The following is a 16202-nucleotide window of genomic DNA, read 5'->3' as shown; positions in this document are numbered from 1 at the left end:
CATCCTCCTCATTTTATAATTATGTTGTGCTATATAACGCACATGTTGTACAATAATGAAGACCGTACGCTATAACGTACATTTCATATCATTATATCACACAACTAAGAAAACGTGGAGGAACCATGAACATTATACCTTTAGTGACCTATGCAATCATCGCTTCATTTACACCCGGACCCAACAACATCATTTCCATGACGCATGCAAAAAATCAAGGGTTTCGCAAGACCCTTCCGTTTATTAGTGGAGTTGCAGCCGGCTGCCTGCTAATTATGTTTCTGTCCAGTTATTTCAACCTTATTCTTCATCAATATATTCCCAGGATCACACCCGTCTTGAACGTGTTAGGATGTGTGTATATGCTCTATCTGGCGTTCAAAATCATGCGTAGTAAACCTGCAGATGCACAAGAAAACAAGGTCAATCATTATTCATTTCTATTCGGGTTCACCCTGCAATTTATCAATCCCAAAGTCATTCTGTATGGGCTTACTGCCATATCCGTTTTTGTTCTGCCTCTTGGGCAGTCCCATGTTCAATTAATCGTATTTTCCTTACTGCTCACCTTCATCGGCATTAGTGCCAATATGACCTGGGCGTTCGGTGGAATGTTATTCCAGAGCTTTCTATTAAAATACGAGCGTCCTGTTAATATCGTAATGGGTATGTTGTTAATTTACAGTGCACTATCAATCCTGATGTAAAATGTAATAGAAAAAGCGTCCACTCATTCGATGAGCTGAACGCTTTTATTTTTTCATCCCAATTCCGGTCTCCACCATGGATGTGTAGGGTAATCCTCCGTATGAAGCACAACCTTTTCGCCGATTTTGGGTGTTGCAATCTTAACTTGCAAGGCATGTGCAGCCTTCGTAATTCGTTCCACTGGTTCATTCCAGGCATGATAGGCCAGCGTAAATGCGGCCCAATGAATCGGGATAAGCAACTTCCCCTTTACATCCAAGTGTGCTTGCACCGTTTCTTCCGGCATCATGTGAATGTTGGACCACCGCTCGTCATATTGCCCACATTCCATCAAGGTGAGGTCAAATGGACCGTATTTACTGCCAATTTCCTTGAAATGAGGACCGTATCCGCTGTCACCACTAAAGAACACCTTTGTATGTTGTCCAGCGATAACCCACGAACACCATAAGGTAGAATTACGGTCGAATAATCCTCTGCCCGAAAAATGTCTTGCTGGTGTACAAGCAAATGTTAGACCTTTGAACGATAACTCTTCCCACCAGTTATGCTCGGTAATCTGTTCCGAAGGCACACCCAGTTGAATTAGCCGTCGACGTACCCCAAGCGGTACGATAAATCGCTTTGTTTTATCCTTCAATCTGCGGATGGAGTTATAATCCAGATGATCATAATGGTCATGCGATATAATGATTGCATCCAGAGCTGGGAAATCCTCCGGTTGTATCGGTAGATTCGTGCTGTAACGTTTGGTACCCACCCAGGATACAGGGGATGGACGATTGCCCAGCATCGGATCAAAGAGCAACCTGTGCCCTTCAATTTCAAGCAAAAAAGCCGAATGTCCGAACCATGTAACCTGTGGATTATCCGACGCACTGAAGGTTTCAGCGGGTTCACATATCTCCATTGGCATCGTGCCCGATGGCCTCCGCTCTACATTGCCACGCATGGAATCTCTCAATATACTGATTAGGGACTTGAAGTTCATGCCTGCTGATGTCGGGAGCTGATTTTCGTATTTTGTCATTATACATACCTTCTGTTCTATAAAATCAATCTAGGTTCAACATTTAGATGAGATATATTCATATCGTAGCTATATATTAATTCATTGGCCGTTGATATACAATTTTCACTAGAACACGCCCTTCTCCCTTGATCAGAAATAAACTCAATTAAGATAGAATTAAGACTCTGTTTTCTCTCCTATAAGATTGGGCATATATGATAGAGAAAATACATGGAGAGTATGTGAGAGAACATGAAGAAATGGCGTAAAAGATTAGTTAAGTTTTTGATATTTGACCTCGCGGTAATTCTGTTGCTTCTGGGTACAGGCGTGATCTACCAACAAATAGGGGTAAGGCAGGATGTAAAAATGCTCGTACCTCCTGGAAAGCTCTACAAAGTACATGGAGACAATATGCATCTATATACTGGCGGAGAAGGCGATGTAACGGTTGTACTCGCCTCTGGCTGGGGGACCGCTAATCCCTATGTAGATTATTATCCATTATATGAAAAGCTTGCTCCAAACACAAAATTCGCTGTATATGATCGATTTGGCTATGGATACAGTGATCAGACCGATAAGAAACGTGATGTCGATACCGTAGCTGAAGAATTACACGAATTGTTGCAGGTATCTGGACAGAAGCCACCTTATGTATTGGTTGGACATTCACTCGGCTCGCTGGAGACCATCCGTTTCGCACAAAAATACCCGGATCTCGTCAAGGGTATCGTCATGATTGATGGCGGAAGCCCCGAATATTATTCAAATGACGATGACTCTTTGGCAGACACAATTGGTGGTTTTGCGAATAAATTCCGTATCCAAACCGGACTATTCCGTCTCTCCATGCAATCTGACTTGGTTGTCGAAACTTCCAATGCCAATCGTAATGAACTGAAACTTGTACCCGAAGATCTGAAAAAACTGGATACAACTGCGCTGTTGCACAACTATGGTAATGTTAATACGTTGGATGAATTACGTGAAATAGCTGCCAATGCCAAAGTGGTCGTAGATCACAAGCAAACCTTACCGTTTCCACTCACCATACTGACAGCTGACTACCTTGGTGCAAGTGAACCCGAATGGGATAAATCACAATCAGAATTCAAATCTTGGTCAGATGATTCAAAACAGGTAACCATTAAAGATACCGATCATTACATCCATCAATATCGCCCTGACCTCGTTGCGAATGAAATATTGGCCCTGGTGAAGAAGTAACGTACACTCTGCTAAAGTAAGGCTATGTTATATCATGAAAGAAACCCCAAAGGTATCTCTAATATCTTTGGGGTTTTAAGTATGAGATTTATTGTGCTATCGCCAGTCTTGGCCGTTGGGACCTGAAATCGCTGAAAGCTTGTTCGATCTCTAATGCAGTCAACTGGTGACGATAAAAGTACTGTTCCATCGCCTCCATTTCGGTACGATCGCCATTGTAGATGTTATCAATTCTTCGAATGACCTGGTTATATAAGCTCTCACGTCTGGAGTTCACAGGTTCACACAACCAAAAGTCTGTTCTTTTCACATCACCTGTCTCCGTCCATAGCAAATTCTCATATCGGATGACATCCCAGTCCCAATATCCAGCATGAATCTGCTGAAGTTCCGTCGTAAACATATCGTATATCAAGTTGGGAGGAATATGTCCATATGTCACACGGTACTCTTTCAGTTTGAATGCTTCAATCCACTCTGTCAGGGTGTACTCACCTGGTGAATACGCATACAATTTAGGTGCATAAGAATTACTCTGCAGTGCCCTAAGTGCCTCACTTTCTAACTCCCCATCCAATCTTGCACGTGAAGCATATACCTTGAGACAATAGTTTTGCAATCTATATACGACGGAGCTATTACTAATAAGCGAAGCCTGTAGAGTGAGATGGCCCTTTTTTTCGTAGTGCAACAGCATCTTTTCAATGTTATTGCTAATGGGATTGATGATAATCATAACGATGTCTCCTTGAGTGAAAATAAAATATAAACCGTTTTCGAATTGGTTAAAAATTGTACTAATACATTCTATATTACCCTTTTATATTAGTATGAACATATACAATTTTGCCGGAACATGAAGTATTTGCTCTGAAATTCATTCTTTAAACCGCCGTATTCCAGCTACATTTTTACTCTAATGGCTGTAACCCGTTTCACGTCAACACCGAAAAAAGATAGATACGCAAAAAAAAGCGATGCGCCCTTAGAGTTAAGGGACATCGCTCTTATACAGTATCTAATTATTATTGTTGCTTAATGAATTAATGCATTGGACCTTGTTGTCCTGGCGTTGATCCTACTTTGACCCGTTTCACGAAGAGTGAAGCAATCAGGCCGATAATCGACAGAACTAATGCGAATACAAAAGCATTCTGTACACCTGACGTGAAACCTGCCAGTTGATTTTCTGGACTTTCCGGATTCGCCACTCCGCTCAAAAAGCGGGATTGTCCTGCGCTCAGTATACTTACCGCAACAGCCGTACCGATCGCTCCGGATACCTGTTGCAACGTATTCATGATGGCAGTACCGTGAGGATAATACTCACGGGGCAATTGGTTCAGACCATTCGTCTGTGCAGGCATCATAATCATCGAGATTCCGACCATCATGAACACATGCAGCGTAATGATTTTCGCCAGTGTTGTTGTAGGTGTAATTCCAGTGTACATGAAGAGTACAATCGTTACGATAGTCAGACCAATAATCACAAGCCACTTTGGACCGAACTTGTCAAACAATCGACCCATAACCGGAGACAGTAAACCATTCAGCAAACTGCCCGGCAATAGAACCAGTCCGGCAGTTAACGCGGTAACGGCCATACCTTGTTGCAGATACATTGGCAGGATCAGCATGGATGACAGCATCATCATCATACAGATGAATATCAGGATCAGACCAATCGTGAACATCGGATATCGGAATGCACGCAGATCCATCATTGGCTGCTTCATTCTTAGCTGACGGATACTGAATAACAGCAAGGACAACACACCAATAACGAGAGTGGCAACAACGACCGGACTTGTCCAGCCTCCGCCAGTTTCCCCGTGTCCCCCTGCGCTACTGAAGCCGTATACGATACCACCAAAACCAAGGGTAGAAAGGATAATGGACAGTACGTCAATTTTGGGCTTGGTCAATTTCGAAATATTAGGCAAGAACAACAAACCGCATACCAGTGAGATCAGGAAGAACGGCAAGGAGATCCAGAAGATCCAATGCCAGCTCAGATTAGCCAGAATCAGACCGGAGATACTCGGACCGCTTGCTGGTGCAAACATGATAACCAAACCGATCAATCCCATGGCCGCGCCACGTTTTTCAATCGGGAAAATAACCAATATGGTGTTAAACATCAGTGGCAACAACAGAGCTGTACCTATCGCCTGTAGTACCCGTGCCACCAACAGAATTTCGAAGCTAGGTGCAAGTGCAGCAACAAATGTTCCTGCAATCGAGAAAATCAAAGATGTTGTAAACAGCTGTCTTGTGGTAAACCACTGCAACAGCATGCCGGATACCGGTACCAGGATTCCCAACACAAGCAAGTAACCTGTAGTTAACCATTGAATCGTTGTAGGACCTACTTCCAGTAGAGCCATAAGTGGCGTCAATGCCACGTTTAATGCCGTTTCTCCAAACAGACCAATAAAGCCGCTCAGCAGCATTGCGAACAAAATCGGAAATACCTTGTATTGCTTTGTTTCTTGTTGATTCTGTGCAGAATCAGCCTTCATGGAAACCTCCACGATCCCATCCTCCTCAAACGTATCGAACTTTCTTTTTCTCTATCTCTTGGTATAAATTATTGAATCTGTTTGGCGTTCTTCGTCACAACCGACAAATACTCAGCAGCCGTCAGCAGAGGCTGTTTATCCTGATTCGTCAGGCTGATAATCAGTGCTCCCTCCATCAAAGAAATGATCAGAAGTGCCGTCTCCCGCGCCTTCTCTTCACCAACACCATCCAGAATCAGATGTTTCTTAATGACATCCTGCCAATCTGCAAATACACCCTGACATGCAATACGCAACTGCTGACTAATACACGATGTCTCCACAGCTGCCCAGAAGCTGAATGGCAGAAATCCGGTAAACCCGGCTGCTTCTGTTTCATGAGCCAAATCATGAATAAATCTCTGAATGGCATCCCCCGTATTGTCGTGGGCTGCAAATGTTTTCTCAAATGTCTGCAGGATATGTTCATTGGCTTTTTGAATACACTCGTGCGCGAGCTCTTCCTTGCCATGCGGGAAATAATGATACAACGACCCTTTCGGCGTACTACTCTCTTTGATGATCTGATTCAGACCGGTCGCATGATATCCTTGTGAAAAAAACAGTCTCGCTGCTGTGCTGACAATAGACTCTCTAGCATTAGACTTTTCACTCAACGAAAGCCACTTCCTTCAAATAATTATAACAATCGGTCTATATAATTAAACCCGTTCAGATAAGGACTGTCAATCATTTTTATTTCAAATTTTATTGTAAACGCTAACAGTTCAGGAGTGAGAAAATGAACCGAGCGACGGCTCATGGTGAGATCATCATAACAGCCGCTAATTTGGAGACAAAGCTCCAGATTAAGCGGCTGTTTGTTAGCTTGAGTATATTAAGGACTGTATATTAGTAGATGTTGGAGTCATCTCCGTCTTAATGTACCTCCTCATGCACAGCTTTAGGCGTTTCACCTGTTCGTTTATTACCTGCCCACACGTCTTGCACGTAGCGTCCTTCGGCCTGAAGCTGAATGAGCCAGTTTTTCGCTTGCTGCATCGTTGCTTCATGCACCTCCTGATATGCTTGTTGCAAAGTCTCTTCTACCTCAGGAGCCATCAGGCTTCCATCCCCGCATACGTAGAGTTTTCCTTTGTTCATCAGCATGTGAATTAACTTTTCGGAATTCTCTTTCATTAGATGCTGTACATACGTTTTGGGCTTGCCTTCTGCACGAGAAAAAGCAGTGTGTAGCTTAACGATCCCTTCCCTTTCGTATTGCTCAAGCTCCTGACGATATATGAAATCTGAAACATTCCTGCACCCAAAGAACAAATGCGCCTCACTCAGTGGCAAACCTCTCTGTTTCATGACAGCTCTCGCCTGGAGGAAACCTCTGAACGGTGCAACCCCCGTCCCCGGTCCCACCATGATCATCGGTACGTCAGCCTCTTTCGGCAAATAAAATTCGGATTCCGGCGTACGCACAAACATCAGAATACGTTCTCCGGATGGACAACCGGCAAGGTACGATGAAGCAACTCCCTGGTATTCGCCTTTGCCACTCCATGCAGGCTCTCTTACTACCGATACGGTTATGCTCGCTTGCTCTGAATTCAGGCTTGGCGAACTGGATATTGAATAATATCTGGGCTTGAGTGGAGGCAATAGTTCAAGGAACCTTTCGAATGGCAGTTCACACGCCTCATACTTTTCTAGCAGGTCCAACATGGTGATTCGATTGGCAAGAATATAATCCTTGTAGCTGTTTTCATCCAACATGCCTTCCAGTTCACGCTTATGAGGTGGACATACCGTATGATTAGCTAACTCCTGCAACTGTGTTCTGGAGACTGGTGTCTGCAATTCCACACAATAAGCGAGCAACTCATGAATTTTGACGGGTCTGTTCAGTGGTAGGTGTGTAAGATGGCTGACGTCCGAAGTTAATTGGATCGGAGTATCCCCACGTAGTCCGAACCGACTGAGTATCCGATCCACATTCTGCTTCTGATTGCTAGGCAACACGCCAAGATGGTCGCCTTCTCTATAACTCATGCCTTCAGGCAGTAACACTTCGATGTGACGCGTGCTTCTTCCACTTCCCAGCGCCTGAAGCTCTTTATTGACTACAACCGTGGCATAGCTGGCATCATAAGTTTGTGCAAGTGGCATCTCTGCTTTCTCGTGGACAAACTCCATTTGAAGTCTGCTTGTGCTTGGTAGGGTTGGCTTCACTACTTCCGCGTTGATCCCCAGAGCATTCAACACCTGCGGCCACAACATATGCTGCCACGTCTCAACTTGTTTCTCCATATCACCTCCGGCATCGGCTTCACCTCGGGATAACAGTCTTTTACCTCCCAATTCTTCAAGCTTCTCATCTATCAATCGAGGAATACTCTGATACGTCCCGGACCAACTCCGATCTCCACAGCCCAGAACGGCATAGTTTACATCCCTTGCTTCCTCTGACCCCGCACCATTCAACCAGTCTACAAATGCCGTAGCATTTTGCGGAGGTTTACCATTATACGAAGCAGTGACGATGAGAACGACACCCTGACGAGGTAAGCGGCCCATCCACTCATTCAGAGTGGCTGCTTCACTTGGGATTCCATACGAACGACCTTTCACTACAAGCTCTCTGGCAATGCCTTCTGCCGTTCCGAGATTGGAACCATATAACACCAGGAGCGAAGGGTTACCATCTGCTTCACCGGCCAGGGTATCTCCCATTTGACTGGAACTTGCTACGTCTTTATGAACATCAGGAGCAGGTTTCTCTTCCATAGATCTGGTAGACTTATTCATCTTTTGTGACACTTCACGCGCTTTCACCTGGATTCTGAAGTCTCCCGGCTTCAACGTCAGCGTCTGTTTAACATCCAATTCATAATTGCTGTAATCGATCAGCTCAAAATGTTTGAGGACCATGCCAAGCACAAGTGTTGCTTCATATAAAGCAAACTGCATGCCGATACACGCTCTCTCCCCATTACCAAAAGGTTTATATGCATGGTGAGGCACTTTCGCCGTATCTTCAAATCGCTCCGGACGGAAAAGCTCCGCATCCTCTCCCCAGGCCTCTCTGTCACGGTGGAGCTGGGGCAAAAGAATACTGCAACTTTCCCCTTTCTTCAAGGGATATTTGCCACCTATAACGGTGTCTTCTTTGGCATATACGTCAAATCCCGGAGCGGTTGGCCAGAGACGTAACGATTCACTGAGAATCATGCGAATATAGGAAAGCTGAAGAATTTCCTCGTACTGTGGTGAGTCACTGACCAATATCTGATCCACCTCGTCATACGCCTTTTGAAGCGAATCCGGATTTTTCAGTAGAAAGTAAAGAGCAAAAGATAATAAACCACTCGTGGTTTCATGTCCGGCAATGAGAAACGTAATAATCTGATAACGGATGTTCTCATCATCCAGCATTTCTCCAGTCTCCGGATCTTTACCATTCAACATACGTGCGAGCAAGTCGACCTCTTCGGGTGCTGAACTCGCTTTACGTTCCTCTATAATCTGATCTACCAGAGAGAACATCGTCTGAATATCCTCTTGGAACTGTCGCTTGGTTTTCACCATAAGCAGATTCTGAATTTTCAAACGGGAACTCTTCTGCATCGCTTCATTCAGCGCCCTAACCATGCTTTCAATAAAAGGACTGTGGTCCTGTCTGTAAAAGCTGTTAAACCGATAATTGAATCCACATAGTCCAATGGTATCCAACGTAAGCCGTGTCATATCATCCGCAACATCAATCGTATCGTTGGAATTGATGCGTGCCCACTTGTTGATCAACTGTTCGGCAATATCAACCATCATGGGATGATAACCTTTCATGGCCTGTTTGCTGAAGGTGGGAAGCAGAATGTTATGGGCCTTTTTCCAGTTGGGCTCTGATGTTCTACTTGTAAATAAACCATCGCCACCAAAGGCACGTACATTTTCGAGTTCATTGTATACATATTTGTCAAAACGGGACACATCACATAACTCAGCGACAAGATCTGGTCCAGATACGATTAAACCGGAATAACCGGGAACGGTAAGTCGATATATTGGTCCATGCTGTTCAGCCAGAACACCTAGCGACAACGTGGGTTTATCTTTATCAATTAAGGGCAGATTGCCAAGTGGCCCATACATTTTGGGCTGTGGAATGTAAGTTGCATCACTCATGATGATCACCTCTTAACTGTACGCCTTGAAGCAAGGTATTCGTTAGCCATTTGATGACTACTCTGCTTTCATTCATAAGTGATCTCTCCTTTGATCATTATATAATTGATAGTAATCTGTATCATTTAATAATATAATAAATCATTTTTGGCTTATTATCAAATTTACTTCCGGCTGTATTCCTTTCATTGGAATCGTTCAACGTCTAGCTTGAACAACTACAAATAGAGGATTGCATAGCAATCCCCTAATTTATGAACCTATGACGCCATGGTTCTATTACACTTATTCATTTATTCTAATGATGACTTGGCTCATCCCACTTCTCGAAATTCAATTCATTATTAATGCTTACCGCAGACAATGCCCCCAGAGACGCAGCCGTGATTGCCTGATACATCTCGGAAGCTGCATCACCAGCACTGTATACACCCGATACGGATGTTTTGCCGGAAGCATCAACGATAACCGTTCCCGACTCTGTAATTTCACAACCGATGGCTCTCGGCAGTTCTGATCCGGTGAACAGTTTCGGTTGGAAGAAAACTCCTGTGCATGCAATCGCTGTACCGTCATTCAGTACAACTTGTTTTACCATTCCTTCTTCCGAGTTAATGGATTGAATCGGTGCATTGAATACAGTAACATTATGCCGCTTCAGCTCTTCACGCTGCTCATCGGTTAAGGAATCTGATCCATTCGTACAGATCGTATAACGTTCTGTCCAGCCGGATATGACTTTTGCCATATGTAATGCCTTATCTCCACTAACGATGATGACCAGCGACTGGTCTCTTAACTCCCATCCATCACAATATGGACACACAAACGCACTTTTGCCGTAAACCTCTGTTAATCCGTTAATATCCAGAGGCAGATCTTTCTTACCTACTGCAAACAAAATCTTTTTCGTGCGATAACTTGCCCCCTGAGTAGTCTTGACTACAAAATCACCATCGCTACCTGTTATCGCTGTTGCCGTATCGGATGCAAATTGGACTGAGGGATACGCTTCAATCTGTTCTTTGGCAGCTTTCCGGAATTCACGTGGACTTGCCCCATCTCTTGTCACAAACCCATGAGTCTCCCTTGTAACCCAGTTACGCGGTGTCTCATCATCAATGACCACGACGTTCTTACGTGCCCTGCCGAGTACAAGCGCCGCATTAAGCCCCGCTGGTCCTCCACCAATAATAAGTACATCCAAGAGTTGATTCATATTACTCATATTATTCACCCTTTCCAGACATTTAATATCTCTAATTATGTTTTAAAAATAACCTCCGCTTTCTCTTAAAGAAGATAATTCGGAGATTACAAGAAATATTTCTAAAAAGACCATTAAAGATATCTTATATCTACAATAAACAAATCCTAAGCTTTTTGCAACATATATCTTTATCTATCTTTTTCAATCCAGCCTGTGTGAGTTGAACAAAAGAACATTTACACTTACACTATAATGACAGAACAAACTTCACATCGCTGTTATCTCCGGATTTTTCGATTCTCTCCTGTAACACAGAAATAATTATTTAACAATTAAAAACAACCTTGTTTTTAAATTGTTCACAATCAAATGACATTATTTTAAATACTAAAACGTTAATTAAATCACATAGTGTATTGAATGGTATAATAGCGACATAATATATAAGTATAGATATAGGAAGTGAGTTCTTGAAAACATTGAATAATGGTTCACAGACCAATATCAGCCTGGAGTATAGCTCGATTCCGAAAGTTTTCTTCGATACAATCAAAATCGGAATCATCAAGTCCAACCTGATCGCCATGTTTGCGGGTTTAAGTTTGGCTTTATATGTATTTGATGCTTCAATCTTAGCTAATATTGTACCAATCATCCTTTCCTTTATTGGGTCTTCTCTCATTATTGGAGCTGCAGGGGTGTTTAACAACTTGTATGATCGTGATATCGATGCGATCATGGAACGTACGAAGAAACGTCCTACCGTTACGGGACGCGTAGATACCAAGTCGGGTCTGATTCTCGGTATTGCAATCACCATCATCGGGGGCATCATGTTGTACATCGCTTCCCCATCCGCTGCTGTATTCGGTATTTTGGGTCTGTTGCTGTATGTGTTTCCTTACACGATGTGGACCAAACGTACAACGATCTACAACACGGAAGTGGGAAGTCTTTCGGGTGCTGTGCCTCCACTCATCGGTTGGGCAGCCATTTCACCGGAACTGGGTCATTTCGAGATCTGGGCATTGGTCGTTACGATGCTCTTATGGCAAATGCCTCACTTTTACGGGATTGCGATTCGTCGTTTTGACGAATACAAAGCTGCTGGTGTTCCCATGCTACCCGTTGTTAAAGGCATCAGACGGACATACATTCAGACCAATGTGTATCTGGTACTGTTACTGATCTCCAGCTTTTTGTTCTGGCCGATGAGTCCATTTGTCGCTATTGTGGCATTTCTGGTTAGCTTGGCCTGGCTCATTCTTAGTGTGGCTACCTTTGATAAGAAAGAAACAGAGAAATGGTCCAAACGGATGTTTATCTTCTCCATTAACCATATCACTATTATCTTCCTGGTGATCATTGCGTATTCCCTGATTGCTCAAATGATGAGATAAAAATATTCCATCTTTCCACTCGTTATAACGATAAAAAGCCTTACAGACTGTACTCTTGCAAGGAGTCGCCTGTAAGGCTTTTTTGCTTTTTATTATCTTTTCAAAATTGTAAAGCTATCCAACTTTGGCGGGAGTTTGCTCCCCTTGCCACAGCAGCTGCATCTCTTCATTGGTGGCAAGCAGTTCGGCCAAGCTTCCCTCGGCTTCAATGCGTCCATTTTTCATAACAATAATATGATCTGCTTTGGAAAGTGCTGCCCTGCGGTGAGAAACTGCAATGCAGGTGACATCCGGCTCTTGGAACAGCCCTTCCCATACTTGTTGTTCTGTCTCCACATCCAGTGCACTGGACAGGTCATCAAAGATAAACAGGTCCGCTTCCGTCATTAACATGCGTCCTGTGGCCGCGCGCTGAATCTGCCCGCCTGAGAGCATGACGCCTCTTGGACCAACCGGGGTCTCAAGTCCCTGATCTAGATGTTTGATATCTTTCTGCATCACAGCCAGACGAATGGCTTTTTCCAGTGCTTGCTCGGTGTTACCCTGTTTGCCCTGGACGATATTTTCTTTCAACGTATCACTAAACAGTCTTGGTACTTGCGGGGTATACGCTGCTCTAGGCGGCATCAGGAAGGTGGCTGGATCAACAGCCGCTCCATTCCAGTGAATGTCCCCTTTTTGCTTGGGTAGCAGTCCAAGAAGTGTTCGTACAAGCGTTGATTTACCTGACCCGATCCGTCCTGTAATAACAAGAAATTGTCCGCGTTTCAGACGGAAACTGATCTCTTCTATGCCATTTGAAGAATTCGGATATTGATAAGTCAGCTTATTCACCTCAAGAGATTGCAACTTCTCCTTAGGGTCCCTCTGTTTACTTACAAGCTCCGGCGGATCTTCATACAGATAGATTTCTCTCGAATCCATGATCTGGTCTTCTTCCCCCGGGCGGAATAGCTTACGCATACGATCATACGATACCTTGAGCCTTTTGTGCTGAAACACCATATAACCAAACAGTGAAATGCTAAATCCGATATTGGCCAGATAACTGGTGAATAAGGCAAAATCACCTACGGTAAAGTTCCCTGCTTTCATCTCAGCTGCACACATCAGTAGAATCAATCCGGTACAGATACTTAGAACATGCTGATTCATCGATCTCATCCACTGCTTGAACAGATTGTCTCGAAGTGCAGCCTGGCGACGATCTTCATTCAACTGGTTAAAACGTGAAGAGACATTCTCTTCGGCCTGACCCAGTTTCAGGGCTTGCACTGCTCCAAACGTTTCCGCAATAAAACTGGTAATTCGCCCAGTCGCTTCACGATTAACCTGTGCATACTTCCGAGCCCGATTTCCGGACAGGTTGTTAAGTAAGGTCACGACCACCAATGGCAGCACGGCAACCAATGTGATCTGCCAATTAATGTTCGCCATAATGACGATGGATACAACAGCAAATACAAGCCGTCCCCAGAAGTCCACCCATGATTCTACATACTCAACGACTTCATCAACATCATCCCGAAAGCGACTCATTGCCTCCCCTGGTGAAGCCGGAAGATTACGCCCCGGCCAGCGCATGATCGCTGCGAGCATGTTGGTTCGCAAAATCGCCTGAACATGATACAGATACGTAACCCATGCATAGAAGGCTACAAAAAATGTGCCCACCCGTGCCATTCGGACCAAAGCAATAAAGATGAGCGGCACAGCAAGCCACATGTAGTCATTTGACCCCACTGTTGTGCGATCAAAAAACCATTGCATTCCAATACCAATGGCTAGCGGCAAGGAATGAAATATACACCATAACAATCCGTTGATTACAAATAACAAAGGCCTGAATCGAAACAAACGGCCTATAAATCCTGCTACAGTCATGCCAATTCCTCCTCTCGGCCTGTAATGAGCAGTCTGGCATAGTGAGATGCCGGGTTACTGGCAAGTTCTTCTCTCGCTCCAAACTCCAGTACCTTCCCATCACCGAGCACCATAATCCGGTCAACTTTCTCCAGCGTAGCCAATCGGTGAGCAATAATGACTCCGGTGGATTGTTTCATTAACTGATCAATTGCAGATTGCAGCATACCTTCGGTCGCGGCATCCAGACGTGACGAAGGCTCATCCAGAATAACCAGACTTGGTTCGGTCAGGAATACGCGGGTTAAGGCAAATAACTGTGCTTCCCCTGCCGACAATGAAGCTCCACCTGCAGCCAGATACGTATCAAGTCCTTCTGGTTGTGAATTAATCCATTGGCTAAGTCCAAGGCGATCCGTCGTCTCCTTGATCATCTGATCCGATACATCTCCATTGAACAGGGTCAGATTGTCACGCAGCGTGCCATCAAACAACTGCACATCCTGTGTCACCATACCCACCCGGCGATAGAGTGCTTGTAATGAAAGCTTTGTGATATCCGTTCCACCTACACGGATCGTACCCCGATCCAGATTGTAAAGCCGGAGAAGAACACGACTAAGACTCGATTTGCCGCTACCTGTGCGACCGATGATTCCCAGACGTTCACCAGGCTTAATAGCAAAAGTAATGTCCTGCAATACCGGTTTATCCTGGTTATAACTGAAGTGCACCTGACTGAATTCCAACCCAAGCGGTCCTTCCGGCAATTGCTCCTCTTTGCCCTCTTCAATCACACTGCGCATGGACAACAGCTCTCTGGAGCGCAGCATGCCTGATTTTGCTTTTTGGAACTCCTGCACCTGATCTCCAAGCATCTCAATCGGATCATTCAGCATCTGCGTATATTGGTAGATCAGAAATAATGTTCCGATACTGATTAGACCTTCCATATAATAATGCACACCCAGCAAAAGCACCGCAGTGACCGCCAGAGCGAACAGAACTACTGTGGTATTCCACGGAATAACCCGAAGCAGCCAGGCTTTTCTTCCCTTACGGAATACCGTGCGCATCGTGCGGTAAAAGCGGTTCATCACATACGGCACATGACCATTCGCTTGCACATCTTCAATCCCGGCAATACGTTCTTCAATTAATCCGAACAGAGCAGCACTTGCCGCCCGCTCATTTTTGGAAGAGTCCACGCCCAGATTTCGGATGAAGACCATGAACAGGATCGATAATAATGTGAACACGGTCATAACCACAGCAATAGGCACATTAACGCTGAACATAAACCCGAGAATTCCGGCCAGCAGTACAAAACTCCCGATCACCTGCACAATGAACATCGCGAAAAAATTGGAGATGCTCGTTACGTCACCATCCACACGTTCAATCATCTCACCAGGTGTTTTCTCATTATGAAAACGCATATCGAGACGCAGACAGTGCTTCAGCAGATCTCCGCGCAGTTGATTCGTGGCCCGCCAGGCCACATCATTCCCCAAATAACTTACCGCTACCGTGATGAGTTGATTAAACACGGCAACAACTAGAAATATTCCTGCGAGTTGAACAAGATTGGTGAGGACTCCCCCACTTGCTGCTGTATCGATAAATCGTTTGATGATCTGTGGATTCAAGAGCTGAAGCCCCGTTGATGTGAGCAACATGATTAAAAGTAAGGCCAGCCGTCCTTTGACTGGTTTTAGATAGCGCAGCAGCCATGACATGGAGCTTTTCTCTGTTTTGGGCACAGGTCCCACCTCTTTATTGGTTTATTTATATAAAGTGAACTAAAGAACTTTACACTGAAACTACGATGACAGAATAACCTTTTGGTCGCTGTTATCCCCACTAGGATGAGTCATACATAATGACATTAAAATCGGGATTTCCCGCCCATAATTGATATGTAGAACGTAATTTGACCATTGTACATTCTCCTTTTTAACAAGTTAGTTTTTTATAAAATAACGCTCCAAACGCTCCTTTCCATGTGAACGGATTGGTGGAATGCATGCAAAAAAGCCATAGATGAACTAATGTTCATCTACAGCTTGTAACCAAAAGAG

Annotated in this window: 11 protein-coding genes; 3 read left to right on the top strand and 8 right to left on the bottom strand. The window is 44.3% G+C overall.

The features are described from left to right. The first annotated feature begins 125 nt into the window (after positions 1–125). Complete coding sequence (locus NSQ20_RS15090; RefSeq protein ID WP_338594432.1) at positions 126–707, top strand: LysE family transporter; 582 nt, start codon at positions 126–128, stop codon at positions 705–707. A 53-nt stretch (positions 708–760) separates the two neighbouring features. On the opposite strand, the gene NSQ20_RS15085 is transcribed toward NSQ20_RS15090, so the two are convergent. Beyond that, complete coding sequence (locus NSQ20_RS15085) at positions 761–1738, bottom strand: MBL fold metallo-hydrolase (RefSeq protein WP_340032888.1); 978 nt, start codon at positions 1736–1738, stop codon at positions 761–763. A gap of 234 nt (positions 1739–1972) precedes the next feature. Here NSQ20_RS15085 and NSQ20_RS15080 point away from each other — a divergent pair, with 234 nt between their 5' ends. Continuing rightward, entirely contained in the window at positions 1973–2950 is a 978-nt protein-coding gene (locus tag NSQ20_RS15080) for an alpha/beta hydrolase (RefSeq protein WP_340032887.1), read from the top strand. A gap of 88 nt (positions 2951–3038) precedes the next feature. Here NSQ20_RS15080 and NSQ20_RS15075 read toward each other — a convergent pair whose 3' ends face one another. The 5 genes from NSQ20_RS15075 to NSQ20_RS15055 all read right to left on the bottom strand — a co-directional run bounded on the left by NSQ20_RS15075 (position 3039) and on the right by NSQ20_RS15055 (position 10867). Beyond that, the gene (locus tag NSQ20_RS15075) at positions 3039–3686 is read right to left on the bottom strand and encodes a hypothetical protein (protein ID WP_340032886.1); all 648 of its coding nucleotides are present in this window, start codon (positions 3684–3686) and stop codon (positions 3039–3041) included. Positions 3687–3993: 307 nt separating this feature from the next. Next, a complete protein-coding gene (locus NSQ20_RS15070; RefSeq protein WP_051447104.1) occupies positions 3994–5475 on the bottom strand; it encodes a DHA2 family efflux MFS transporter permease subunit in 1482 nt (493 codons plus the stop codon). A 68-nt stretch (positions 5476–5543) separates the two neighbouring features. Beyond that, positions 5544–6131 carry a TetR/AcrR family transcriptional regulator gene (locus NSQ20_RS15065; RefSeq protein ID WP_036608373.1) on the bottom strand — a complete coding sequence of 196 codons (588 nt, stop codon included), beginning with the start codon at positions 6129–6131 and terminating at the stop codon, positions 5544–5546. Positions 6132–6393: 262 nt separating this feature from the next. Then, positions 6394–9648 (bottom strand): cytochrome P450, encoded by a 3255-nt coding sequence (locus tag NSQ20_RS15060; RefSeq protein ID WP_036608376.1) that lies wholly within the window; start codon positions 9646–9648, stop codon positions 6394–6396. A 298-nt stretch (positions 9649–9946) separates the two neighbouring features. After that, positions 9947–10867 (bottom strand): NAD(P)/FAD-dependent oxidoreductase, encoded by a 921-nt coding sequence (locus tag NSQ20_RS15055; RefSeq protein ID WP_036608904.1) that lies wholly within the window; start codon positions 10865–10867, stop codon positions 9947–9949. Positions 10868–11328: 461 nt separating this feature from the next. On the opposite strand from NSQ20_RS15055, the gene cyoE reads away from it, so the two are divergent. Continuing rightward, complete coding sequence (cyoE, locus tag NSQ20_RS15050) at positions 11329–12258, top strand: heme o synthase (protein WP_036608378.1); 930 nt, start codon at positions 11329–11331, stop codon at positions 12256–12258. Positions 12259–12372: 114 nt separating this feature from the next. Here the strand turns inward: cyoE and NSQ20_RS15045 are convergent, their stop codons facing one another. Further along, positions 12373–14142 carry an ABC transporter ATP-binding protein gene (locus NSQ20_RS15045; protein ID WP_036608380.1) on the bottom strand — a complete coding sequence of 590 codons (1770 nt, stop codon included), beginning with the start codon at positions 14140–14142 and terminating at the stop codon, positions 12373–12375. After that, the gene (locus tag NSQ20_RS15040; protein WP_036608381.1) at positions 14139–15884 is read right to left on the bottom strand and encodes an ABC transporter ATP-binding protein; all 1746 of its coding nucleotides are present in this window, start codon (positions 15882–15884) and stop codon (positions 14139–14141) included. The genes NSQ20_RS15045 and NSQ20_RS15040 overlap by 4 nt, the downstream gene beginning before the upstream one ends. Between the last annotated feature and the right edge of the window lie 318 nt (positions 15885–16202).

The organism is Paenibacillus sp. FSL K6-1122 (assembly GCF_037977015.1).
Taxonomy (GTDB): Bacteria; Bacillota; Bacilli; order Paenibacillales; family Paenibacillaceae; genus Paenibacillus; species Paenibacillus amylolyticus.
This window is presented reverse-complemented; position numbering and strand designations above follow the sequence as displayed.

What these genes read in the sequence shown, in the direction of transcription:
- NSQ20_RS15085 (WP_340032888.1), bottom strand. Translation starts at nt 1,738, where the DNA reads ATGACAAAATACGAAAATCAGCTCCCGACATCAGCAGGCATGAACTTC.
- NSQ20_RS15090 (WP_338594432.1), top strand. Translation starts at nt 126, where the DNA reads ATGAACATTATACCTTTAGTGACCTATGCAATCATCGCTTCATTTACA.
- NSQ20_RS15055 (WP_036608904.1), bottom strand. Translation starts at nt 10,867, where the DNA reads ATGAATCAACTCTTGGATGTACTTATTATTGGTGGAGGACCAGCGGGG.
- NSQ20_RS15080 (WP_340032887.1), top strand. Translation starts at nt 1,973, where the DNA reads ATGAAGAAATGGCGTAAAAGATTAGTTAAGTTTTTGATATTTGACCTC.
- NSQ20_RS15045 (WP_036608380.1), bottom strand. Translation starts at nt 14,142, where the DNA reads ATGACTGTAGCAGGATTTATAGGCCGTTTGTTTCGATTCAGGCCTTTG.
- NSQ20_RS15060 (WP_036608376.1), bottom strand. Translation starts at nt 9,648, where the DNA reads ATGAGTGATGCAACTTACATTCCACAGCCCAAAATGTATGGGCCACTT.
- NSQ20_RS15070 (WP_051447104.1), bottom strand. Translation starts at nt 5,475, where the DNA reads ATGAAGGCTGATTCTGCACAGAATCAACAAGAAACAAAGCAATACAAG.
- NSQ20_RS15075 (WP_340032886.1), bottom strand. Translation starts at nt 3,686, where the DNA reads ATGATTATCATCAATCCCATTAGCAATAACATTGAAAAGATGCTGTTG.